This is a genomic window from Agromyces molybdatiresistens (assembly GCF_052748445.2).
In genome coordinates this window covers 3,227,509-3,249,135 of sequence record NZ_CM188258.1, presented here as the reverse complement: position 1 = coordinate 3,249,135, position 21,627 = coordinate 3,227,509, and the positions used below count along the sequence as shown (strand labels likewise).

At 67.7% G+C, this 21,627-nt stretch carries 19 protein-coding genes and 2 pseudogenes; 10 read left to right on the top strand and 11 right to left on the bottom strand.

The features are described from left to right. Nucleotides 1-21: 21 nt before the first annotated feature. Complete coding sequence (locus ACULK2_RS14960) at nucleotides 22-663, bottom strand: nuclease-related domain-containing protein (protein ID WP_445968630.1); 642 nt, start codon at nucleotides 661-663, stop codon at nucleotides 22-24. 37 nt (nucleotides 664-700) lie between these two features. Between ACULK2_RS14960 and ACULK2_RS14955 the strand changes: the two are divergent. Further along, nucleotides 701-1,531 (top strand): annotated as a pseudogene (locus tag ACULK2_RS14955) (RtcB family protein); the annotation flags it as partial. 155 nt (nucleotides 1,532-1,686) lie between these two features. Here the strand turns inward: ACULK2_RS14955 and ACULK2_RS14950 are convergent. Continuing rightward, on the bottom strand, nucleotides 1,687-3,279 hold the full coding sequence (locus tag ACULK2_RS14950) for an SLC13 family permease (RefSeq protein WP_445968629.1): 1,593 nt from the start codon (nucleotides 3,277-3,279) through the stop codon (nucleotides 1,687-1,689). A 449-nt stretch (nucleotides 3,280-3,728) separates the two neighbouring features. Between ACULK2_RS14950 and ACULK2_RS14945 the strand changes: the two genes are divergently transcribed. From ACULK2_RS14945 to ACULK2_RS14930, 4 genes and pseudogenes are all read left to right on the top strand, one after another. After that, nucleotides 3,729-4,382: a helix-turn-helix domain-containing protein gene (locus ACULK2_RS14945; RefSeq protein WP_445968628.1), complete on the top strand. Its 654-nt coding sequence runs from the start codon at nucleotides 3,729-3,731 to the stop codon at nucleotides 4,380-4,382. Continuing rightward, nucleotides 4,379-4,792 (top strand): hypothetical protein, encoded by a 414-nt coding sequence (locus tag ACULK2_RS14940; RefSeq protein WP_445968627.1) that lies wholly within the window; start codon nucleotides 4,379-4,381, stop codon nucleotides 4,790-4,792. Before ACULK2_RS14945 ends, ACULK2_RS14940 begins: the two co-directional genes overlap by 4 nt. A 27-nt stretch (nucleotides 4,793-4,819) precedes the next feature. Beyond that, nucleotides 4,820-5,110, top strand: a complete 291-nt coding sequence (locus ACULK2_RS14935; RefSeq protein WP_445968626.1) for a hypothetical protein — start codon at nucleotides 4,820-4,822, stop codon at nucleotides 5,108-5,110. A gap of 3 nt (nucleotides 5,111-5,113) precedes the next feature. Next, nucleotides 5,114-5,520, top strand: a pseudogene (locus tag ACULK2_RS14930) (RtcB family protein); the annotation flags it as partial. A gap of 632 nt (nucleotides 5,521-6,152) precedes the next feature. Here the strand turns inward: ACULK2_RS14930 and ACULK2_RS14925 are convergent. Further along, the gene (locus ACULK2_RS14925; protein WP_445968625.1) at nucleotides 6,153-6,902 is read right to left on the bottom strand and encodes a tetratricopeptide repeat protein; all 750 of its coding nucleotides are present in this window, start codon (nucleotides 6,900-6,902) and stop codon (nucleotides 6,153-6,155) included. A 397-nt stretch (nucleotides 6,903-7,299) separates the two neighbouring features. Here ACULK2_RS14925 and ACULK2_RS14920 point away from each other — a divergent pair, with 397 nt between their 5' ends. Both ACULK2_RS14920 and ACULK2_RS14915 read left to right on the top strand, forming a co-directional pair. Further along, complete coding sequence (locus ACULK2_RS14920) at nucleotides 7,300-7,890, top strand: hypothetical protein (protein ID WP_445968624.1); 591 nt, start codon at nucleotides 7,300-7,302, stop codon at nucleotides 7,888-7,890. Between the two features lie 50 nt (nucleotides 7,891-7,940). Further along, the gene (locus ACULK2_RS14915) at nucleotides 7,941-9,752 is read left to right on the top strand and encodes an alpha/beta hydrolase family protein (protein ID WP_445968623.1); all 1,812 of its coding nucleotides are present in this window, start codon (nucleotides 7,941-7,943) and stop codon (nucleotides 9,750-9,752) included. A 59-nt stretch (nucleotides 9,753-9,811) separates the two neighbouring features. Here ACULK2_RS14915 and ACULK2_RS14910 read toward each other — a convergent pair whose 3' ends face one another. Continuing rightward, nucleotides 9,812-11,284, bottom strand: a complete 1,473-nt coding sequence (locus ACULK2_RS14910; RefSeq protein ID WP_445968622.1) for an ADP-ribosylglycohydrolase family protein — start codon at nucleotides 11,282-11,284, stop codon at nucleotides 9,812-9,814. 47 nt (nucleotides 11,285-11,331) lie between these two features. After that, the gene (locus ACULK2_RS14905) at nucleotides 11,332-12,186 is read right to left on the bottom strand and encodes an ARPP-1 family domain-containing protein (RefSeq protein ID WP_445968621.1); all 855 of its coding nucleotides are present in this window, start codon (nucleotides 12,184-12,186) and stop codon (nucleotides 11,332-11,334) included. Between the two features lie 88 nt (nucleotides 12,187-12,274). On the opposite strand from ACULK2_RS14905, the gene ACULK2_RS14900 reads away from it, so the two are divergent. Continuing rightward, entirely contained in the window at nucleotides 12,275-13,006 is a 732-nt protein-coding gene (locus ACULK2_RS14900; protein ID WP_445968620.1) for an NUDIX hydrolase, read from the top strand. A gap of 41 nt (nucleotides 13,007-13,047) precedes the next feature. Beyond that, nucleotides 13,048-14,001, top strand: a complete 954-nt coding sequence (locus ACULK2_RS14895; RefSeq protein WP_445968619.1) for an FRG domain-containing protein — start codon at nucleotides 13,048-13,050, stop codon at nucleotides 13,999-14,001. Between the two features lie 453 nt (nucleotides 14,002-14,454). Here ACULK2_RS14895 and ACULK2_RS14890 read toward each other — a convergent pair whose 3' ends face one another. Continuing rightward, nucleotides 14,455-16,101 (bottom strand): RCC1 domain-containing protein, encoded by a 1,647-nt coding sequence (locus tag ACULK2_RS14890; RefSeq protein WP_445968618.1) that lies wholly within the window; start codon nucleotides 16,099-16,101, stop codon nucleotides 14,455-14,457. Nucleotides 16,102-16,293: 192 nt separating this feature from the next. Between ACULK2_RS14890 and ACULK2_RS14885 the strand changes: the two genes are divergently transcribed. Then, nucleotides 16,294-17,220 (top strand): HNH endonuclease, encoded by a 927-nt coding sequence (locus tag ACULK2_RS14885; RefSeq protein ID WP_445968617.1) that lies wholly within the window; start codon nucleotides 16,294-16,296, stop codon nucleotides 17,218-17,220. A gap of 48 nt (nucleotides 17,221-17,268) precedes the next feature. On the opposite strand, the gene ACULK2_RS14880 is transcribed toward ACULK2_RS14885, so the two are convergent. The 5 genes from ACULK2_RS14880 to ACULK2_RS14860 all read right to left on the bottom strand — a co-directional run bounded on the left by ACULK2_RS14880 (nucleotide 17,269) and on the right by ACULK2_RS14860 (nucleotide 21,543). Further along, nucleotides 17,269-17,763, bottom strand: coding sequence for a DUF4357 domain-containing protein (locus tag ACULK2_RS14880; protein WP_445968616.1), 495 nt, complete (start codon nucleotides 17,761-17,763; stop codon nucleotides 17,269-17,271). Between the two features lie 61 nt (nucleotides 17,764-17,824). Then, the gene (locus ACULK2_RS14875; RefSeq protein ID WP_445968615.1) at nucleotides 17,825-18,577 is read right to left on the bottom strand and encodes a DUF6339 family protein; all 753 of its coding nucleotides are present in this window, start codon (nucleotides 18,575-18,577) and stop codon (nucleotides 17,825-17,827) included. Further along, on the bottom strand, nucleotides 18,577-19,428 hold the full coding sequence (locus ACULK2_RS14870; RefSeq protein WP_445968614.1) for a hypothetical protein: 852 nt from the start codon (nucleotides 19,426-19,428) through the stop codon (nucleotides 18,577-18,579). Before ACULK2_RS14870 ends, ACULK2_RS14875 begins: the two co-directional genes overlap by 1 nt. Beyond that, the gene (locus tag ACULK2_RS14865; RefSeq protein ID WP_445968613.1) at nucleotides 19,421-21,322 is read right to left on the bottom strand and encodes a hypothetical protein; all 1,902 of its coding nucleotides are present in this window, start codon (nucleotides 21,320-21,322) and stop codon (nucleotides 19,421-19,423) included. Before ACULK2_RS14865 ends, ACULK2_RS14870 begins: the two co-directional genes overlap by 8 nt. Next, nucleotides 21,322-21,543, bottom strand: coding sequence for a hypothetical protein (locus ACULK2_RS14860; protein ID WP_445968612.1), 222 nt, complete (start codon nucleotides 21,541-21,543; stop codon nucleotides 21,322-21,324). Before ACULK2_RS14860 ends, ACULK2_RS14865 begins: the two co-directional genes overlap by 1 nt. Nucleotides 21,544-21,627: the final 84 nt, after the last annotated feature.

The window sequence follows — 21,627 nt, the reverse complement described above, 5'->3', positions numbered from 1 at the left end:
TGTGCCGACATCCGCGCCGGCTCAGCTGCCGAGCAGCATCTGCATCCAGGCCGACCACGCCGCGTACGCGCCCAGCGGGATGGTCATCACGACCGCGAGCTGCCACAGCACCCGCCGCCGCCCAGCCCGCCCGACCTCGGCCCGAAGCCGCTCGAACGCGTCATGAACCACGACCTCGGCCGGCGCCATCCGCCCCCACGCCGCCGGCTCCGCCGCGACCTCCGCAACCCGCCCCACTACCTCCGCCGACAGCACCACCGCCCGCCGCCGCAGCCACCGCACCAGCTCCACCTCGCGGAGCACGACGACCTCCGACGGACGCTCGCGCACCGTCATCCGCTTCGCCCCGACGATCGCGACGATCGGCGTCACCTCCACGGGCATGCGCGCGGCGGAAGTGAGCAGCTTCGACGTGCGCCTCGCCTCGTGGGCGGCGTTGCGGAGGTGGTCGGTGCGCTGGCCGTTCACGAGGATGCGCTTCGCGCCGACCCACACGTGCTGCCGGCGGTGGTGCTTCGTGTTGATCGTGAACACGCCCGCAGGCCCGATCACGAGGTGGTCGAGGTCGCTCGACCCGGATCCGACGGGCACCGAGTGCTGCACGACCCACTCCGGCCCGAGCGCGCCGAGCCGCCGCGCGACCTCGAGCTCGCCGAACTGCACCGAAGTGGTGACGTCCGTCGAGTCGGCTTGGTGACGCTCGACCGCCGAGCCGCGGATCGGCGAGCTCGAGGCCCTCGCCGAGGCGAAGGGGTTCGACCCGGCCCGCTATCGGAGCGACTGGCGGCTGCAGCTGGGGTCGCTCGGCAGTGGCAACCACTTCATCGAGGTCTCGCTCGACGAGGCGGATGCCGTGTGGCTGTTCCTGCACTCCGGAAGCCGGGGTGTGGGCAACACGATCGCGCAGCACCACATCCGGGTCGCGCAGGAGCTCGCCCGCAAGTGGTGGATCGACCTGCCCGACAAGGACCTCGCGTACCTCGTCGAGGGCACGCCGGAGTTCACCCGGTACATCGCCGAGCTGCGGTGGGCGCAGCACTTCGCGCTGCTGAACCGCGAGGAGATGATGGACCGGGTCATCCGGCAGGTCTCGGAGTGGGTCGGCGCGGCGGTGGAGGAGCGGGAGCGGATCAACTGCCACCACAACTTCACCGAGAGCGAGGAGCACTTCGGCAAGCGGGTGTGGGTGTCGCGGAAGGGCGCGATCAAGGCCGACGCCGGCCGTCCGGGGCTGATTCCCGGCTCGATGGGCACGGCGTCGTACGTGGTCGAGGGCCTGGGTGATCGGATGTCGCTGAACTCCTCGCCGCACGGTGCGGGCCGGACGTACTCGCGCTCCGCCGCCCGGCGGACGTTCACGCAGGATCAGCTGCGGGAGGCGATGGCCGGCATCGAGTTCCGCGACACCGGCGCGTTCATCGACGAGATCCCGGCGGCGTACAAGCCGATCGACCGGGTGATGGCGGATGCCGCTCCGCTCGTGTCGATCCGGCACACGCTGCGGCAGATCGTGAACGTGAAGGGCGACTGATCTGTCGTGCCGGGGGACGGCGGCGATGATCTCATCGTCGCGACCGGGGAAAAGGTATCCGCGGGATACCTTTCCCCCGGGTTCGCGGACGTCTGCCGAGCCCGCGTCTCTCTCCGGGTGCGAGGGCGCGAGGGCGCGGGAGGCGGCGGCCCGCCTCAGAACGGCCAGATGACCGGAACCCACAGCACCGCGATGAGCACGTAGGCCAGGGCGAGCGGGGTGCCGAGGCGCCAGTAGTCGCCGAACCGGTACCCGCCCGGCTCCATCACCATGAGGTTCACGGGCGTGGCGATCGGAGTGAAGAAGGCGGCAGCGCCGACGACGGTGAGGGCCATCATGAAGGGCTGCACCGAGGCGTCCAGGGTGGCGGCGACCGAGACGGCGATCGGGATCATGACGAGCACCGTCGCCGCGTTGCTGATCACCTGCCCGAGCGCGAGCGTGAGCAGGCAGATCGCCAGCAGCGCGAGGTGCGGACTCGCCGTGCCGACGAGGCCGATCAGCCACCCGGCCACCAGTTCGGCCGCACCGGTCTCGATGAACGCCGTCGACAGCGGGATCAGCCCGGCGATGAGCACGACCGTGCTCCACTGGATCGACCGCCACACCTGCGGCAGGTCGAGCACGCGCAGGAGCACGATGGCACCCGCTGCGAGGAGGCCGGCGACGACCGGCGGCACGAGTCCCGACGCGAGCAGCACGACCATGGCGACGAGGACGCCGATGGCGCGTTTGGCGCCGCGACCGAGCGGCACGGCCCGGCGCAGCGACTGGGGCGCGGTGACCGGGATGATGCCGGGCAGTCGCACGTATCGCTCGAGGGCATCCCACGGGCCGCGCACGAGCAGCGAGTCGCCGGCGCGCAGCGCCTCCGGGTCGTCCTGCTCGGTTGCCGACGGATGGCGCTCGCCGTTCCGCTTGACCGCGATGATCACCAGGTTCTCGCGCAGGGTGGTCATGCCGGGAAACACCTTGCGGCCGATGTACACCGACCGCGGGGTGATCATCACCTCGGCGACGCCCTCGTCGGGCGTGTAGAAGGTGCCGGTGTCGAGGCTCACGTCGTAGTGGCGGCGGAACTCCCGAGCCATGGCCTCGGGGTCGGCGGGAGCGGTGTCGGTCAGCTGGTCGGCCTTCCGGTCGGGCAGGAGCCGGTCGCCGAACGCGACGAGGATCGCGATGCTGAGCGCGAGCAGCGGGAGCCCCGCCAACGCGAATTCGAAGTACCCGAACCTCTCGCCGCCGGCGCTGGCCGCGGCATCCGACACCAGGACGTTCACCGGGGTGCCGGTCAGCGCGAGCAGGGACCCGGCGTGCGACGAGAAGGCGAGCGGGAGAAGCAGCCGCGACGGGGCGATGCCCGCGTTGAGCGCGACCACGACGACGACGGGCAGCAGCGCGGCGACGGCGCCGTTCAGGCTGATGAAGGCGCTCAGCACCGCCACCATCAGGGCGATCACGACGGTGAGCTGCCGTCGTCCGGTGCCGGCCCGCTCGATCACCTGCTGGCCGGCCCACGCGGTCACGCCCGTGGCATCCAGCGCCTCGCTCACGACGAACAGCGTCGCGATGAAGATGACCGTCGAGTCGCCGAAGCCGGCCAGCGCCTGGGGGAGGGTGATCACGCCGGTCGCCCACAGCGCGAGCGCCACGCCGACGGCGACGAGCGCGATCGGGACGCGGCCGCTCACGAACCCGACCATCGCGAGCGCCAGGATGACGAACGTCGCGACGATCGGGTCGACCATGGCTCGACGCTAGTCGGAGCGGGGCGTCGCCGCACTGCGGATCTCCGCGCGCGGGTCGACGCTCATTCCGAGCGCTGGGCCCGCAGTTCCAACCGGTGCCGCCCTCGATGGCGCCCCGCACTCGGGGCAAGTCGCGGCGAGCCAGCACACGTGCCGGTGGGGGGCAGACGACGAGCCGGTCGACGTCGCGTCGGTCGACCTCGGTCTCGAACTCCGACAGGACGGTCGGATCGTCCGCGACCCTGGAAGCGAAGTCGTCGATTCGGCCGGCGATCTCGCCCTGGCTGGAGCCGAGAACTCACGGATTCGCAGCCGAGAACTCACGGATTCGCAGCCCAGAACTCACGGAATCGCACCGCTGAACTCACGGATTCGCAGTCCACGGTCTCGGTCGCATCTCGGCGATTCACAGGGTGACACATGGGCATCGATCTTGTTACCCTAGTGTCATGCCATACGGAGTCGCTGAATACGCCGCGAAGCTCGGGGTCTCCCGCGCTGCGGCGTACAAGCGCGTCCGAAGCGGTGCCGTCGGGGCGTATCGGGTGGGCTCGCAATGGGTCGTGCCCGAGCTGGCCCTGGCCGCGCCGCGACCGTCGGCGCGGCCGATGTCCGCTGCGAACGCCGAGATGCTGCTCGCGGCGATCTCGAGTGGTCGCGTCGCCGCATCCGACCCGGTGGTCCGACGGAGGATCGCCGAGAAGGTGGGCCTCGTGCGGTCGGGCGACGTCGACGCGCAGCGGTTCTGGAGTTGGGTCAGGGCGCGCTCGCCCCGACTGGCGCTCAGCGCGAGCGCGGCGGACCTGCCCGACCTGCTCGACGACCCCCGTCTCGTGCGGTCGGGGTTCTCCGACCCGCGCGCCGGCCTCGCGGCATCCGCTGTCGCCGAAGGCTACGTGTCGCCCGCGGATGTCGACGCCCTCGTCAAGGACTACCTGCTCGTCGAGAGCGACCGCCCGAACGTCTGGCTGCACGTGGCCGACATCGCGCTCGACGATGAGGGCCGCGCTCCGATCGGCTTCGTCATCGCCGACCTGCTCGACCACAGCGGCGCGCGCGAGCGCGGGCAGGCGGAGCAGCTGTTGAACGAGCTTCGCCGGTGAGCGAAGATCCGCCGCTCGTCGTCCTTCCGCCGCTGGCCGGCGCCGCTGACGAGTCCTGGGCCGGGATCCTCGATCTCGCCGACGAGGTGCCCGACGGGTGGTGCCTGATCGGCGGGTTCATGGTGCTGCTGCACCGTCTCGAGCGGGGCGCGGTGCCGACCTGGCCCACCGATGACGGCGATGCGGTCGTCGACGTCCGCGCGCGTCCGACGATGCTGCGGGACCTCACCGGGGCGCTGGTACGTCTTGGATTCGCGGCGGACGTGATCACCGCCGAGGGACACCAGCACCGATGGATGCGCGGGGCCGCGCCGATCGACGTCCTGCTTCCTGACGGGATCGGTCAGCGGGCCGGACGGGCGACCGGCGTCGGCGGCGCGACCACCCTCCAAGCACCGGGAACCACGTAGGCGCTCGATCGCGCGAATCCCGTCCGCGTGCAGCACGGGGATCGCGTCGGCAGGATCCGGCGCCCCGACCTGCTCGGGGCGCTCGTCGCGAAGGCGGCGGCAGTCAGCATTCCGGACGGCATTCGCGGGCAGCGTCACATCAGCGACTTCTGCAACCTCGCGCCGCTCGTCGGCGCCCGCGATCTTCGCGGACTGACGGTCAAGGATCGCCGACGGCTTCGAATCATGCTCGCGAAGGCCGAGGCGCATCCCGAGCTCGTCGCCGCCGTCGACAGCGCGGCCGAGGAACTGAAGCGAATTGCGCTCGCGATCGAGTAGCGGGAGCGGATCAACTGCCACCACAACTTCACCGAGAGCGAGGAGCACTTCGGCAAGCGGGTGTGGGTGTCGCGGAAGGGCGCGATCCAAGCCGATGCCGGCCGGCCGGGCCTGATCCCGGGTTCGATGGGTACCGCGTCGTACGTGGTCGAGGGCCTGGGGAATCGGATGTCGCTGAACTCCTCGCCGCACGGCGCGGGCCGGACGTACTCGCGCTCCGCCGCCCGGCGGACGTTCACCCAGGATCAGCTGCGGGAGGCGATGGCCGGCATCGAGTTCCGCGACACTGACGCGTTCATCGACGAGATCCCGGCGGCGTACAAGCCGATCGACCGGGTGATGGCGGATGCCGCGTCGCTCGCCGGGTGCGGCACACGCTGCGCCAGGCGGTGAACGTGAAGGGGGACTGACGGGTCGCACGCCTGCATCTCGGGGTGACGGATGCCGCGGCTCGCGCCCGCTCGGAGAGGGGCGGGTGCGAGTTGCGGCGGACCAGCTTTCACGAGCGATGTGTCGCCGATCGAGGGTCTTCAGACGGCGTACCAACGGGGTCCCTGGGCGAGAGACCTGCGGCACCATAGGCCTGTGACGCCACCACGTGGACTGAGAGTCGGGCATCGGCGCTAGCGGTCACCCGCTCCATAATCGAGTCCTCGAAGGGTCTTGGTCGGTTTGCGGGAGATCGGCCACGGCAACAGCTCGCGACCTGCGCCCGAATCCGGGTCCTATCGTTCGTCAGCCTTCATGGCCACGAGGTCGAGCCGCGGAGAACTCAAGCTGGTCGATCGGTCGTGAGGAACGCTCGATGGTCCGCCACTCTGATGCACACGTCCAGCGTGCCGAGGTCGGTGCCAGGTCCAGTCTCGTGCCAGTCGAAGTGAGAGGTGGAGACTGACTCGCGAATGCTGATTGGCCATGTTACGAGTGCTGCAAGCTACTCCCGCTTCCGTACCGGCCCGAATGGCGGTGTCCCTGTCGGACCGAGTCGCGTCTGGTCAGGCTGTCGCCTCTGTGCTGCCGCCCAGTGCCAAGCCAGCGAGACCTAGCCGCCTTGGATCTCTCGAAGAACATAGCGAGCAGCCGGGTTGCCTGTCTGGCGAGCTTCCGATAGCCACTGGATCAACGCATCGGTGCCGATGATGGCACCGAGTGCGAACGCCGCTGGACCGTGGCCCGCGTCTGCAGCCCTCCGATACCAAGAGGCGGCCTGTTCCTCGTTGTTGGCTGCCCGCATCATGTCCCCAAGGGTCGCCATCGAGTTTGCGTCACCTGCCGTCGCCGATGTGAGTACCTGGTGAACGGCGGCCGCTTCGTGAGCGCCGCCCGCCTTGGCCAGACCGAACCAGCGCAACGATTCGTCCACCTGTCCACGCTGGAGGCACTCGCCGGCCATCTTCACTGCCGCGTCTGCATCCCCGGCTTCGGCAGCACGGGTGTACCAGCGCGCAGCTTCGTGATGATCTCCGATGTTCACATACTGGTTGCCGAGGTTGTACATTGCATCGCGGCTGCCGGCCTCCGCTGACTCGAGATAGAACTGGATCGCGCGATTGGCGTCGCCGCGGCCGCCGTACAGGATGCCAAGCCTGAAGCTGGCGCCTTCATGACCGTGTTCTCGGGCTCTCTGGTGCCAGTCGATCGCTTCGTCGGACTGGGACAGGGACTCCTTAAGGAGTCCAAGCTGGTACATGGAGTCCGCATCACCGTTGTCCGCGGATTCCGTCATGACGCCGGTGAGTAGATCCTGTCGCGCCTCGGGCGTCATGCCAGCAACGAGCTGGTTAGGCTCCACCGAGTGCTTCTTTCGCCAACGTTCAAGCCAACCCAACGGAGTGCTCCCTTTCTTGCGGGCCTCGATTTGGCACCGAACTGAATTCTCCCATTCAGCGCACCCTTATCTGCTATCTCGGGCGCGCTCACCCCACTTCTGGGGTACGCCGCACGCCCCGGGTGACGTGATCGTGTCGGCTTCCGCAAGCGGATGCGGCGGCGGCACCGCCTCGCCATGCGTCTGTGGCTCGGCTGCTCGCGCTCAAGAACTCTCGCTGTAGTAGCGTGCCTACTCGAGTGTCGATCTCTGCAGGCGGAACGCCGATATGGGCGTTCGGCCGGGCACGCACATTCGCCGGTACCAATTGGTTCGCAACCGCTACGACAGGGCGTCGGGCAGAGGGAAGTGTGGTCGATCCGTGAAGTTGGTTCTGGGTGCACTCGCAGTGATGCTGGTCGGTACCGCATTCGGCTTCATTCTTCGGCCGTTCGCGGCGACCGCGCTCCTCGGAGATGAGACTTCGGATCGTGACGCCCAGGTCATCACGGCCATCTCCAAGTCCGAGGAGGTCGTGCTCATGAGCCTCGGAATCCAAGGAATCGCTGAACGCGAGACGAACAGCGAGCTCTGGGGAGTGGACGTTCCGTGGAGCGACCGGGCGACGTTCATGCAGTACGGCTTCACTGCGAAGCTGGGCATCGATGGTGCTGATGTGGTCATCACGCAGACCGGCGCGGGCACCTACCTCATCTCGATTCCGGAGTTCGTCTTCGTCGGGCACGACGAAGAGACGTTCGAGGTCGTGGTTGAGGACAATGGAGCCCTCAGTTGGATCACTCCTGAAGTCGACACCGCCGACATGATCACCAAGATCCTCAACTCCGACGCCGAGGCCAAGTACATCGAGGCCAATGAATGGGTCCTGCGCGATCAGGCGACGACCTTCTATGAGGGAATCGTGGCTGGCATCGATCCGGACCTCACCGTTGAGTTCGAATTCCGCGACTGACACCTGCAGCCGGTAGAGATCGCCGGCCACGAAAAGGAACGGAGCCCCACTTGTCGAACGACACCACCCTGCTCTTCCTGCACGGCGTCGGAACAGGCGATCAGGCCGACCTCTGGAAGAGTCGCCTCGCCGCGTCCCTGGCACGCCTGGGTTACCCCGAGCTCGATTCCGTGCGCGTGATCGCACCGAAGTACGCTCACGCGCTGAAGGACTGGGACGAGCGTGAGGAGCTTCCGGGACTGACGGTCAAGCACCCTTCCGGCGACGCGGCCAAGAGGAATCGCCGCGACTTCGAGCGCAGGGTCGGGGCCGTCGAGTATCGGCTCGGACGGCATGATCGAGGTGGAAGCCTCCCGGGCGGCGACGCACTGGTCGACCTCGCCCTCGGACATCCTGCGTTCGCGCAGGCGCGCAACTACGTGCAAGACCGTCAGATCCGAGCTCAGGTGCTGAACCGGATCCTCTCAAAGCTCCCGACGTCCGGCCGGCTCGTCGTCATCGGCCACAGTCTGGGTTCGGTCATCGCGGCCGACCTCGTGCGTCGGCTACCGGTCGAGGTCGAAATCACCGGGATGGTCACGATCGGCAGCCCTCTCGCGAACGCCGGCTTCGGCGTCGACAACCTTCGGGAGGTCCTGAAGGAACCGCCGGTCAATCTCTCTTGGTGGGTGAACTTCTGGAACTGGCACGATCCCGTCTGTGGGCGGCGTGGCGTGTCATCCGTCTTCCCGTGGATGATGGACCTGCGCGTCCGGACTGACCTCGGTCCTGATGTGCACAGCGCGGCGAACTATCTCGCCGCCGACGTCGTGGCAGACGCCATCGGTTTCGCGCTGTTCGGGTCCAGGTCCAAGGAACTCGAGACGATCGACCGTGGCCTCGACATCCCGCTCGACTCGACCGAACAACTCGCAGTCCTGGCGCTGCGGTACGGCCATCTGATCAAGAGCCAGCTCGGTGGGGATCAACGGGATCGTTTCGAGGGCGCCCTCCGTCAGGTGCAGGCGGCGGCTGTCGAAAGCATTATGAAGCGCAACGCAGACGCCAGCCGCGGTACCCCTTCGGCGATCGCTCGCCTCGCATTCGATTACTCGGATGCCGGAGCGTCGGTGCCGGAGCCTCTCCCCGCTCGCCACCTGACGAAGGACGATGCCGTCGTCCCGTTGACGGTATTCGCGGCCGAGAACATGATCCGTCCATTCGAGATCGCCGTGCCTGTGAACAAGCGTCAGAACGCGATGAGAGAACTCACCGCCGAGATGGGGCTCGGGAGTCAGTTCGGTGCCGACGTCTTTGATGCAGCCAAGCGCGCACATGAGGTCCTCAGCGGCGGGCGCGGGGTGGACTGGATCAAGTGGGGGGCGCTGGGCGTCGGTGCTGCGGCTCTTGCCGTGGCGACGGGTGGCCTGGTGCTGGCGGCCGGCGCGGGTCTGGCCGGTGCTGCCGCGATCACCAGCGCGCTTGCCGCGTTCGGTCCCGGCGGAATGCTCGGTGGCCTCCTGACGGCCGGCTCGCTCGTCGCTGCCGGCGGCGGCGGCATCGCGTACGGTCTCGCCAGCCCGGGGACGTCGGCGGAGACGCTGGAAACCGTTGTCGCGCGTCAGTTGGCAGCTGAGATCCTGCGTAAGCAGCACCGCCTCGATCCTGACCCCGCGGTGTGGAGGAACCTGGCGGAGACCGAGATCGAGGTCCGTCGCGCGTACGAGCGGCTCGATGAGTTCTCAGATGAATCCGCGCCGTCGTTGAAAGAGATGAAGCGAAAGATCGTGGCTCTCGAGCGTGCGCTCAAGTATCTGCGGGAGCAGAACCTCGAGCCGGGGGCTTCGGACGCCGCTCATGCAGGGGCGGAGTCAGTCGCGTAGCACCGGCTCAAGGTCGGGGCGTGTGACCCGCGCCTGCAGATGGCGGTTCGAACACTCGCTCACGCGCTCTCCCACAGGTGCCCCCAGCCTCGCGTGCTGGGGAGCGCCGCGCGCACGGCCGAGCGGGCCTCGTTGTGGCTTGCGCCGAGCAGCCGTGCGTAGGCGACCGCGACCGTCGGCGTCCGCTGCTCGGCGGCGACGCAGTGGACGAAGACCGTCTTGCCCTCGTCACGCAGCTGCCTGATCGCCCGCGCCGTGTCGGTGAGCACGAACGCCAGGTTCGGGTTCTTCGCCGGGTCGTCCTTGTCGATGAGCCAGACGTCGACCTGGTCTTCGCGCGCGACCTGCGCCGCGCGACGGCGCCCCCGCCGGCAGAGGGTCACGACCGCGTCGCATCCGTGATCTGGTGTGTTGATCGTGCCGAGCAGCACCCCCGAGTCCATGGGGTGCGGAACCGCCATCGCGCGTGACCAGCCGTGGTAGCCGTGATCGTCGGCGGCCGGCCATCCGCGCTCGTCGGGTTCCCCGCCTCGAGCGGTGAGGACCGCGAGCCGCACGAGGTCGGTGGCCTCGAGGTCGGGCCAGCCGTGGATCATCCGGCGGTAGCGGGCCGGGACGGCTGAAGCGCCCCAGCGAGCGCCAAGCAGCGCACCCGCGATCGCAGCCACGGTGTCGGTGTCGTGGCCCGCGTGCACCGCGGCGAGGAGCGCATCCCGCAGGTGGTCGCACTCGAACTCGCGGCGGTCGCCCAGTGTGGCGGTGATGGCGGCCCACGCGGTCAGGAGTGCGGGAACGCTCCCGCCATTCCGTCCGATGGAGGCAGGGTCCGCACCGGTGGCCGCGTCGATCCCCGCGGTCCACCGCGCCCGCCGCTCCGGGGGGATGAGGTCGAGTCCTCCCGAGACGTCGAACCTTCCCTCGAGAACGGCGACCCGGATGGCCTCGCACCAGAGCACGCACGAATCGCCCGCCAGCGGCTCCGCGTGCGTGAGCTCGCAGACCGCTCGAGCCGCGCGAGCGGTGTGCTCGCGATCGTCCAACGAGGCGAGCGCGACGATGCCGGTGCGCATGAGTCCGCCGTTGCCACCGCCGAGGCGGCTCCGCACGAAGACGCGGGCGGCGCTCTCCGCGAGTCGCGCCCCCGAGCCGGGGCCGGGCTCGACGCCGCAGAGCGCACTCGCCGTCGACGTGCCGATGTCGGTCGCGCCGTTCCGGAACCACCCGATGAACCGGTCCGCGATCGCATCCAGTGCCTCGGCGTCGGTCAGGTCGGCGCCGGTCGCCGCGACCTCGGCGATGCAGACGGCCATCTGCGTGTCATCCGAGTACTCACCCGGCGCGTAGGGCCCGAGCCCGCCGCCCATCATCTTCGGCTCGCTTTCGAAGCGCGGAGCGAACTCGTACGGCACCCCGAGCGCGTCGCCGGTGGCGGCAGCCAGGAGCACGCCGGCCGCGCGGTCGAGTTGCGCGGCCTTGAGGTCGACCTGGCGAGTGCGAGTGCGAGTGCCGGTCCGGGTGTTCTGCTGGTCCATGTGTCCTCCTGAAGAGAGAGATGAGAGAGCCGGGAGATCGGCGCGACTCAGGCCGCGAGCACGAGCTCGTGGCGCGGGTTGGTGAGCAGGGTGTGCAGCTCGTGGTCGTGCCAGCGGATGGCCGTGACATCCGCGTATTCGCTGCGACCGGCGATCGAGAGGCCGAGACCCGCCCGGCCGACGGGCGTGGGCTCGACCAGTGCCGCTCGGTTGATGAAGCGGATGGCACGCCGCGCGGGCGTCGCGACGGGCGGCTGTCCGAGCGCATCCATCGCTGCGGCCCGGACGATCTCGTCGAACTGCTTGGCGAGCATGCGCGGTGAGTCGAAGATCTCCGCCGTGAGCGGCTGCCCGGCGACGCCGATCAGCACGCCCACCTGGCCGGGAAAGGCGCGGAACCCCTTGGTGAGTTCCCGCAGGCGCGGCGCCGCGTGCTCGGCGTACTCGACGTACGACGACGTCGCGTTCGCGCCTACATCGGCTGCGTACGCGTTGACCCGGGCCCAGACCTCGCCTTGCTGGCTCTCGCTGCGGAGCGCGGCGCGCACCCGGGCTGATGCCCGTCGACCCCGCGTCGCGTGCTCGGCCGCACCGCTCCACCGTCCCTGCTCGACGCAGACCACGTCGAGCGGCGCTTCGGCGCCGGGTGCCAGCAGGATGCTGCGCGCGATCATCCGGTGCTGCATGCCGCCTTCCAGAAGCTGCCCCTCGAGCAGGAGCAACGGCAGGCCCGCGGTGTTCGCGACCGAGAGAGAGCCGACGTTGGGCCTGCCGGGGCGCTCGCCGACGCGAGCCTGGGTGGCGTCGATCGTGTACGAGACCGGGTGGATGTGCTCGGCCCAGATCGGGAAGACCGTCAGAGGCCCGCGGTTCGCGCCTCGTCCGACGTGGAACTCGTTCATGGCTGTCTCCTCACGCTTACTTATTGTTGACATGACAAGAATATGCCGTGGGTCGATTTATTGTCAAGAGCACATTTAGAATGGCGCCATGACGGATGCCACGCAGTACCCGCCGTTCGGCGTGACCGCAGATCTCGTGATCCTCACGATGCGCAACGACGAACTCTGCGTGGCCCTCATCGAGCGCAGGGCCGAGCCCTACAAGGGGCAGCTCGCGCTTCCCGGTGGGTTTGTGAGCCGCCACGGCGCGGATCGCACGCTCGAGGACACGGCGCTCCGCGAACTGCGTGAGGAGACCGGCATCGAACCTCACGAGGTTCACCTCGAGCAGCTCAAGACGTACTGGACCCTCGGCCGTGACCCGCGTCAGGAGGTCGTCACCGTCGCCTGGCTCGCACTGGGTCCGATTCAGGGTGAGCTGCAGAGCGGTTCGGATGCCGCGCGCGCCGACTGGCACACGATCGACGCCGCACTTGGTCAACGGCTCGCCTTCGACCACAACCAGATCCTCCGCGACGGTATCGAGCGGGCCCGGGCCAAGCTCGAGTACACGGATGTCGCGGCCACATTCCTGCCGCGGCAGTTCGCCATCGCCGACGTCCGTCGCGTCTACGAGGAGGTGTGGGGAGTCGAGCTCGACCCCGGCAACTTCCAGCGCAAGATGACCGGCGTGTTCGAGCGCGTGCAGGACGCCGAGCCCCGCAACGTCGGACGGGGGAGACCAGCTGCGCTCTACATGCGCAAGGCTCGCGAGTATCGGGATGCCTCCGGTCTCGTACCGATCGAGCCGCCGTTCCGGCGGATGGATGCCGCTCGCTGACATTCCACGCGAGATGCTCGGCGGCGTGGCACGATGACCACATGTCACCGACGAGTCCGCTCAACGACGACGCGACCGGGCATTACGCGCCATACGAGTACAGGATCGAGAGCTGGGAAGATCTGCAGGCCGCGATCAACCGGTTGGGCGAGGCGTACCGGGGCGAACGGTTCGTCTGGCGCGGCCACGCCGACGGTCGATGGGGCCTATCCAGCTCGCTCTATCGCGTGGTCGCGGAACAACTCGGTCGTATCCCCGTCGAGGACGACCTCGTCGATACCGAGAAGCGACTGTTGAAGCTGGCCCGCACCGAGTGGCGCCTCGACGGCGTCCCCGCCCTGCAGCTCTTCGCCCATATGCAACATGTCGGCGTGCCGACGCGTTTGCTCGATGCGACGCTCAACCCGCTCATCGCCGCGTGGTTCGCAGTCGATGCGACATCGCCCACACGCGATGAGGACGGACGCCTGTTGGCCTTCACTGTGAGGGAGCAGTTCCAGCTGAACTCCCGCTGGAACGGCAACACCCCACGATGGCACCCGGGCCACCTTCGACCGAGCGAGTGGGGAACGGGCCTCGGCCGCCGCGTCTGGCAGCCGCCGGCGTTGCACAGTCGGATTCCCGCGCAGAGCGCGGTCTTCCTGGTGGACGGTGTGCCGATCGACGGACCGCCGCACGCGTTGAGCCGTGTTCACCCCGACGAGGCGTCCACCTGGACCGCCGCCGAGCTGCGCACGATCGCGTCGATTCCCGTCCGGCTCGGCAGGATCAGCCCGCGGCCGCTCTCTGAATCGAAGGGCATCGTCTTCACCTACCGCATCACCGCACGGGCGAAGGCGTCGATCAGGCACCAGCTCGAGAATCGCTTCGGCTACAGCTTCGCCACGATCTACGCCGACATCGAGGGGCTCGCACGGTACCTCCAGCTGCGCCCCGGCATGCTGGTCGCCGAGGGGTCGACGAGCACGATCGATCGGCACGTCGGGGACCAGTGATCGTGCTTGGAATCAGTGGACTCGACTGGCATGACCGCGGTCGGCCGTCCCTCACTCGAATGGCGGCGCGCCGTGGCCGACCGGTAGGTCAGTGACTGGACGTCACGATGCTGCTCCGAGGTTGCGCGCGCGAATCGGCAATCGGGTCTGAGTGTCCGGCCGAGCGCGCAGTGGTCGCGGGTGGCTGCCGAGCGCAACCAGTGGGCCGCTACAGCCCGCGCCGCGCGGGGAGGCCGAGGACGACTTCGGCGGAAGTTTGGGTGATCTTGGCCGGGGTCGCAACGAAGTGGTACCCCGCCCGAGGGCGCAGCCGGACTGTGAAGCGGGTGTCACAGGTCGTGCCACTGTTCTTGCCTGCGTGTTCTGACTTCCGCCGGCATTGCTCGCCATGTGAGCACTGCCGCCGGTCACTGCGCCGCAATCGCGCGGGACGGGCAGGGAACCGCGCGGATCCTATTCGTCGCTGTAGGGCGCACCGGAGACCCCTCGCTCGCGAAGCGCAACGACGACTCGGTCGAGAGTCGGGCGAACAGCATTCCGCAGCGGCCGACCGCCCACGCGTATGGCCAGGGGGCTCAGCACGTAGTAGAGCCGCACGGCCAAGCGGCCGGGCCCACTCCCGAGCAGAGTCTGATCGCGGAACCGCCGAAGTACCCGGACCTCTTCGCAGTCGTACGAACCGTAAACGGCTGTCGCGACGTAACAGCCGCCGCTGCTCGGTGCCGGGGCTCTCTGCGACGTCGTCGGCAACGGCGAGATGAGGGACCGGGCATAGGCGAGTTCGTCCAGCCACCCCAGACGCCCCGCGGCTTCAACCAGCTTCGAGCCAACCATGTTCTGGGTTTGCCCTGCGGAAGGCCCATCTGTCCAGACCTTTGTGAAGAGGACGCGCCAGAGCTGCTTGTCCGGGTGCGGAGCGGTGTAGAAGTAGGCGTGAACCGCCTTCACACCGTCGATCTGGCTGCGCCCCATCTCCGCGAAATCGTGGGGATCAGCCGCCACAAAGCGGTCGATGGCCGCAATCACTGCTCGGCGCGGGTCCACGGTGCTCTCAGCGGTGCGGGTTGCCGGTGGCGAACCACCTGTATCGAAACGCCGTCCGTACACGGCCGCGTACGGATCCGGTCCCCTCCTGCCGAGAGACGGGAGGTAGTAGCCGTCATCCTCCCAGGCGACGAACTCCGATGTGTAATCCAGCGGGGCTCTGAGCTGCTGATAACCGTTCTTTCCCCATGCCACGACCGTGCCATCCGCGCAGAGAGCCAGTGAGTGATCGTTGCCGGCAGCCACCGACTCCACCGCCCGGAGCCCCGCGGGAACGGTGTGCCGAACCGGGCTGTTTCCCCAGCCGATCACCACACCGTCTCTCCGAAGCGCGAGGGCGTGCATCTCTCCGGCTGCGACTTGAGTCACGTCGTACAACTGATGACGGGGCGCCTCTCCGAAGGCCCCGTTGACCTTGACCGATCCATCTGTCTCTGTCGCCACCCAAGACGGAAGGGGGCCGCCTCCACCATCAATTCCGACGAACCTAGCTTTCATCGGCACCTTCGGAACACCGAACTGCGTCTCGCCCCAAGCGGCGACAGTGCCGTCGGAACGGATCGCGAAACAGCACTCCCAGCCTGACGCGACCGACACGACGTCGGCGAGGTCTGCTGGGGGATGGACGGTTCCGAACCCCATCTGTCCCCATACGACGACCGAACCGTCGCGCCTCACCGCGGCTGAGTGCCCTCCCCCTCCAGAGATGGCCACGACATCGTGGAGATCCGAGGGAACGTTCGTCGCGCCACGCGAATTGTTGCCCCACGCCACCACCGTGCCGTCCCTGAGAAGCGCGAGGCTGTGGGAGTAGCCGGCAGCGATCGCCACCACTTCGCCCAGCCCGGACGGTACATCAGTCTGTCCACGCTCATTGCTGCCCGACGCGAGCACCTTGCCGCCCGCCGTCAGAATCAGATTGTGCTGACCTCCCGCCGCGACCTGAATCACCCGGTTCGGAAAAGACCAGATGGCGGCCCCGGCAGTCACGCGCGGGTCGAGATGGATGGACACCATGCCGTCAGAAATCACTTCACTCCGATGTGCCGAGCTCATACGTACATGCCCCAACCGATGCGGAAGCGGTCGGGCCGAAGGTAATGATGGCAGAACTCGGAGGGCCCTTACGCCACCGCCTTCCGGGTTGAAGAGCATGAGGTGGCAGCTGGACCCAGAGCCGAGTCTTCTGGAATAGTCGTTCATCGTCGGATCTGTCGGCCAGATGTGCGCAGCAGGAGGATCACTTCGATGGGACAGGCCTGGCTGATGATTGCATCAGGTTCACCGGGGCGTGCTCAGGGGAGCGCCTATGGAGACGCGATCGGTCGGACCTACGTGTGGGACAGCCGCGTGCCCAATCATCACCTTCCGCAGGTCGGCGATCTTCTTCTGCTGCGCGGTGACACCGAGTTTCTCGGTGCATCTGTCATCGAGTCCATCGAACGGGAGGACGGGACGAAACTCCGACTGCGCTGTCCCCGATGCGGCCTTCACCAGGTGGCGGAACGTTCAACCGTCTCCCCTCGGTATCGATGCATGAAGTGCCACGAAACCTTTGACGAACCCGATGTCGAAACGATTCCGGTGACTCGTTATCGTGCGCGATACGACTCCTCGTGGGTCGAAGCCCAGACGAGTATCGCGCTGAGTGACATTCGAGCCCACCTCGTTCATCCCGCATCGCAGCACAGCATCAGCCCGCTTCGACACGAGGACTTGGATTCGCTGCTCGATGCCACGCTGGTACGTGGGGCGTCCATGATTCGGCGTGCTCGATCAGTCATCGAAGGCCATGCAGAAGCCATGGTTCGGGTTCGGCGCGGCCAGCAGGCATTTCGCTCGATGCTCCTCGATCGGCACGGGCAGAACTGCGCGTTCCTTGGGCCAACGCCGTCGGCGGCCCTTGAAGCGGCGCACCTCTACAGATATTCGAGAGAGGGGAAGCATCACGAAGACGGTGGGCTGCTGCTCCGCGCGGATCTGCACACACTGTTCGATCGTGGCCTGCTCGCCGTTGACCCTCGAGTGCTTCAGATCGATGTCGCTGAGGAGATTCGAGCCTTTGATGCGTATAGGGCGCTGCATCGCACGTCACTTCGTGTCGATCCGACCCCACAACAGCGATCGTGGTTTGCGATCCACTGGGAGGAGCACCGGGACTCGGGCGCCGAATGAGTAGTCCTGTATTCAGCGAACGACGCGAGCGCGGCGCCGACGTAGGGGCTAGCGCGCGCCGAGCGGCCGTCCGCGGGCGTCCTTCCACTCGGCTCGCCCGTTCGACTCCCGCCCGAGGAGAACGCTCGACCCTGCCGAAGGTGACGGGAAGTCGGTGGGCTTCGATAGCTCGTAGGTTCCGTCGGGTCGTTCGATGAATGCGCCGTCTGCGAGGAGACGATGGCGGATCGCGCGATTCGAGGCGCTGAGAGACGGCAGCACTCTCAGATCGGAGGTTGCGCTGAGCATGCGCATCCCATGCTCCCCGATCCGCTCGGCAGTGGCGGAGATGCCCGGAGCTTCGAGCCGGTAGACCGTTGCTTCGGTTGCGTCGCCTGACGTCTCGGCGCCTGAAGCTTCCTGCGACGGGTCGGGTGCCGACGGCGATCTGACGTCGACGCCGAGCACCCTCCGCAACACAGAATTGGGTGTGTCGACGAACGGCTCCGCCATCGCCTGCAGTGCTGCGAAGACCTCGTCGTCAACCTCGATCTTGCGCTTCATCTCGCAGGGCTCCTTTTCATCGCTGTGTGGTCGATTGACATGGATTGTGTGCCTCAGGGTCCTACGCCGCCAGGATCCGAGAGGCCACGCCCTCGATCCGCTCCGTGATCTCGTCGAAGTCGAGCGAACCGAGCTCCGCGTAGCCCGAGATCAGCACCACCTCCTTGAGGAGTCTCCGCGCGTAGTCCTCGGATGCCAGTCCCCCCGTCCGCTCGAAGTGGTCGAGGATCGCGAAGAGCACATCCGGACAGCCCGCGAGGTCGCGGTCCATGATCCCGAGGAAGGTGTCCTCGCGGAGGGAGATCACGTCGAGGTAGGCGAATGGATCCGAGCGCTCGGCGCTCAGGTGGCGCGTCATTCCGGGGTCATGGACGAGGTGGGCCGCCCACCACATCCGCGAGATCGAGTTGCGGACGAGCCGGTCACGATTCGGCGAGGTCACGATCCATCGGGCGTCGAACCGTGAGCCCAGGTTGCGGTCTGAGAGCGGCCACCGCTCCGCCGTGAAGTCTTGGAACGTGACGCAGCTGAGGTAGCTCCAGAGCCGGTGATCGGCCGCCTCATCGGGCTTCATGGCGCCGATCCACGTGTAGAGCGCGCGCGCGAGGTCGCTGAACTTCGCACTGGCCTTGAGCATCGCCCCGAGGTCGGGGCGCTCTCCGGTGAAGCTCCAGTCGGCGGTGAGTGTGTTCTCGGGTGTCCTCGCCAGACTCTCGATGATCGGAATCACCGCGTCGGCGGTCGCCGCCTCCTTCACCGCATCGGCGAGCCGACGGACACCGGCCTCGGTGAAGAGTTCGATCGTGTCGTGCATCAGTCTTCGTCCTCCAGCTCAGCGAGTCGGGTCAGGAGGCGCCCGGCGGGGTCGTCGAGGATCGTCTGCGCCTGCACCAAGGGCGGCTGGTCCTCGACACCGGCCTTGCGCACGAGCGCGGTCACGGCCTGGAACCACGGCAGATCGTCGAACTCTCCGTCGGCGTTCCGGATGGTGTCGAGGGCGCCCATCAGTGCCGGCAGCATCACGGCCCCGATCTGGACCTCGGGTCGACCCTCCTGCAACTGGAATGCCTCGAAGGCAGCCGGCGCGAGCCGGATGACGATCTGGTCGGGGTCGTCGAACGCGAGCTCGAGCCCTCGGCGCACCGTCTCGTGCTTCTCGATCCGGAAGCACGCGTCGAGTGGCGGGTCGAGCGGGTCGTAGTCCTTGAGCGCATCGAACTTGGTGCGATACGCGATGCCGAGGATGTCCCCGGCTCGCACATCGAACGAGGCATCGCCGAACACGGCGCTCTGTCGGGTGAGCCGGTAGCCCGGGATGGGGCGCGCGGCCACGATGAGGACCTCGACCTGAACGAGCCCGCGCAGGCGATCCTGCGGGAGCGTCGCAAGGTACCGGCGACTCCGTCCGACGTGCGAGATCAGCCGAGGCTCGCTCGAGAGGTAGCCGAACGCCGCGCCGCTCCGGGCGACGAACTGCAGCCGAGCAAGCCCGTCCTCGAGGAGGCCGAGCATGTCTTCGTCGTCGAGTTCGAGGTCGAACTCGACCTCGACCGTCGTGGTGCGGGCCGTCCGTTGCGCCTGTGCGACTCGGAACGTGGAGTCCACGTCGTCGAGTTCGGAGGACAGGATCGGATGGGGGAAGGACCACGTGTTCGTTCTAGCCATCTGATACTCCCAGTCGGTAGCGGTCTGCGTAGCTGAAGTCGACCTCGATGACGAGGGGGACCTCCGGTTCCAGGTGCAGGTCGCGGAGGGCCGCTGCGGTCGCCTTCACGGGTGATCGCTCCGCGCCGCGCACGACGAAGGCCGACTCGATTCCCGGCTCGAAGGCTTCACTCCCGCCTCCACCGACCGCCCGGAGGGCGAGGTCACCGCGCAGCTCTTCGGGCGAAGTGAGGACGATGGTGGTGTGCGACGCGCCTGCTGGGCGGAATGCGCGGAACCGGACGTCGCTCGACCGGATGCGGCTCCGACCGTCGCCTGCCGTCGCCTGGGTGTCGCGTCTGCCGCCGCTCGTCCGATGCGTCCCAGAACCGCCGGAGACGCCGGTCTGACCGGCGGGCCCGCCCTCATCCGCGATGGCGTGGGCGGGCAACGAGACCGCCGTGTTTGGCTTCCACTCCCGGTGAGTGCCGACGTCGGGTCGTCCGACGATCGCGCGCCCTTCGCGGTCGGATTCCCGCCCGTCGGTGGCGTCATGTGCTCCGTCGGTCGACGGAGGTGTCGGACCGGTCAGTCGGGCGGGGAGGAAGCGCGCGAGGCCGCGCACCTCGGCTCGGTCGCCGAGGCTCGCCGGGACGAGCTCGCGGAGTGCTTCGCGGATGAAGTCCTTGATCTGCTTCACTGCCGCGCCGTTGGACCGCCTGCCTCGCGCATTCCAACGGTCGTGAGCAGGGGGTTCGATGGATCGAAGCAGCTCGTTGCCCTTCTCGTCGCGGCACACGAACACGGCTGCGTACGGGACACTGACAACCTGGTGGCGGATGTTCTCGACCTTCATGAGCGGCTTGCGCATCAGCTGGGTCGCGCGGAATCTGTCCGGGACATCGAGCGTGGTCACCCTGAGTTCGACATCTCCGACCGTCGTGAGACGGGCTGCCTTGACCTGGCCGTCCCTGAATGCGCGATAGAACGGGAGAGTGGACTCGGCGAGGATCTCGTCAGCGACCAGCTCATCTTCGAGAGTGTCGGCGCTCAGCACCCAGTCGCCGTCGTCGGTCGAGCCCCTGACGATCAGTCGCCCCTCGTGGATCGCCGCCCAGAAGTTCTCGGCCGCACTTCGCTTGATGGTGCGCAGGCCGTCCGCGGCGCCGGCACCGACATAGTCGAGCACGTACACGTCGGTTCCGTTGGACACGCGCGGCACGAACGGCCCGATGCGGTCGATGCCCTTCGGGTACTCGAGGTCGTGCTCGACGGCGAGGTTCGTGAGGTGTCCGGTGCCCAGCCGCAGCACACCGTCCCCGTCGCGGAATCCGGCGAGCCGTGTTGTGGCGGCGAGGACCGGTTCGTCCTTGTCGATCGCCTTGGTGACGTAGGCGACGGTCCGCATCCGCGATGCGAGCACGCCGACCGAGGAGCCGATTCCGAAGGACCCCCCACGGTCCTCGTCACCGGCGGACGCCCCGACCGATCGGGTGAGGACGCTGAGCGGTGAGAACTGGTCGTCGATCGATTCGCTGCCGGTGAGACCCCGGGTGCCGGAATCTCCGACGCACAGCACCGGGACGTGCTCGGATCGGACGGACGTGAGCGCCGCGCTGAGGGCGTCCCGGCCCTCCAGCTGTTCGTCCTCGGTGATCTTCACGACGCGGGGCAGTACCTCGCGAAGCTGGTCGACGCCGGGGATCTGGTCGACCGGCATCGACTGCAGATCGAAGTCGACCTCGACAATCGACTCCCCCTTGGCCTTGGCGTCGAGGGAGTTCTGGATGAACTCTCTCGCCAGGGCCTGCTCGATGTCGGTGCCCGAGAAGTGCTCGGCTGCCGGGATGTTCGGCCCCTCGTAGCCGCCGCGTCCCTGCGCCTCGAAGTGGAATCCGTAGCCGGTCAGTGTCATCAGAACTTGATCCTCCGTCGTCCGCTGCCGGTCGTGAACTTGGCCTTGGTGTCGCGCACCTCGGCTTCGATGGCGCTGAAGAGCTTGCGTACCTCGTCGTCCGTGTACTCGTAGTTGCTCCGGTTGGCCAGATTGCCGATCAACTCGAGGTCCTTCAGCACGCGGTCACCGCGCGCTGAGGCGAGCCGTCGGAACTTCTCCGCCCTGGTCTCTGCGCTCATGTTGGCTCCCATCTGGAGCCCAGTATGCAAGAAGATCAGAATCTAGGCAACTATCGTTCTTTGTGTCACACTTGACGTACCAAT

What these genes read in the sequence shown, in the direction of transcription:
- ACULK2_RS14885 (WP_445968617.1), top strand. Translation starts at nt 16,294, where the DNA reads ATGGGACAGGCCTGGCTGATGATTGCATCAGGTTCACCGGGGCGTGCT.
- ACULK2_RS14905 (WP_445968621.1), bottom strand. Translation starts at nt 12,186, where the DNA reads ATGAACGAGTTCCACGTCGGACGAGGCGCGAACCGCGGGCCTCTGACG.
- ACULK2_RS14900 (WP_445968620.1), top strand. Translation starts at nt 12,275, where the DNA reads ATGACGGATGCCACGCAGTACCCGCCGTTCGGCGTGACCGCAGATCTC.
- ACULK2_RS14880 (WP_445968616.1), bottom strand. Translation starts at nt 17,763, where the DNA reads ATGAAGCGCAAGATCGAGGTTGACGACGAGGTCTTCGCAGCACTGCAG.
- ACULK2_RS14890 (WP_445968618.1), bottom strand. Translation starts at nt 16,101, where the DNA reads ATGAGCTCGGCACATCGGAGTGAAGTGATTTCTGACGGCATGGTGTCC.
- ACULK2_RS14950 (WP_445968629.1), bottom strand. Translation starts at nt 3,279, where the DNA reads ATGGTCGACCCGATCGTCGCGACGTTCGTCATCCTGGCGCTCGCGATG.
- ACULK2_RS14895 (WP_445968619.1), top strand. Translation starts at nt 13,048, where the DNA reads ATGTCACCGACGAGTCCGCTCAACGACGACGCGACCGGGCATTACGCG.
- ACULK2_RS14865 (WP_445968613.1), bottom strand. Translation starts at nt 21,322, where the DNA reads ATGACACTGACCGGCTACGGATTCCACTTCGAGGCGCAGGGACGCGGC.
- ACULK2_RS14860 (WP_445968612.1), bottom strand. Translation starts at nt 21,543, where the DNA reads ATGAGCGCAGAGACCAGGGCGGAGAAGTTCCGACGGCTCGCCTCAGCG.
- ACULK2_RS14875 (WP_445968615.1), bottom strand. Translation starts at nt 18,577, where the DNA reads ATGCACGACACGATCGAACTCTTCACCGAGGCCGGTGTCCGTCGGCTC.
- ACULK2_RS14910 (WP_445968622.1), bottom strand. Translation starts at nt 11,284, where the DNA reads ATGGACCAGCAGAACACCCGGACCGGCACTCGCACTCGCACTCGCCAG.
- ACULK2_RS14945 (WP_445968628.1), top strand. Translation starts at nt 3,729, where the DNA reads ATGCCATACGGAGTCGCTGAATACGCCGCGAAGCTCGGGGTCTCCCGC.
- ACULK2_RS14870 (WP_445968614.1), bottom strand. Translation starts at nt 19,428, where the DNA reads ATGGCTAGAACGAACACGTGGTCCTTCCCCCATCCGATCCTGTCCTCC.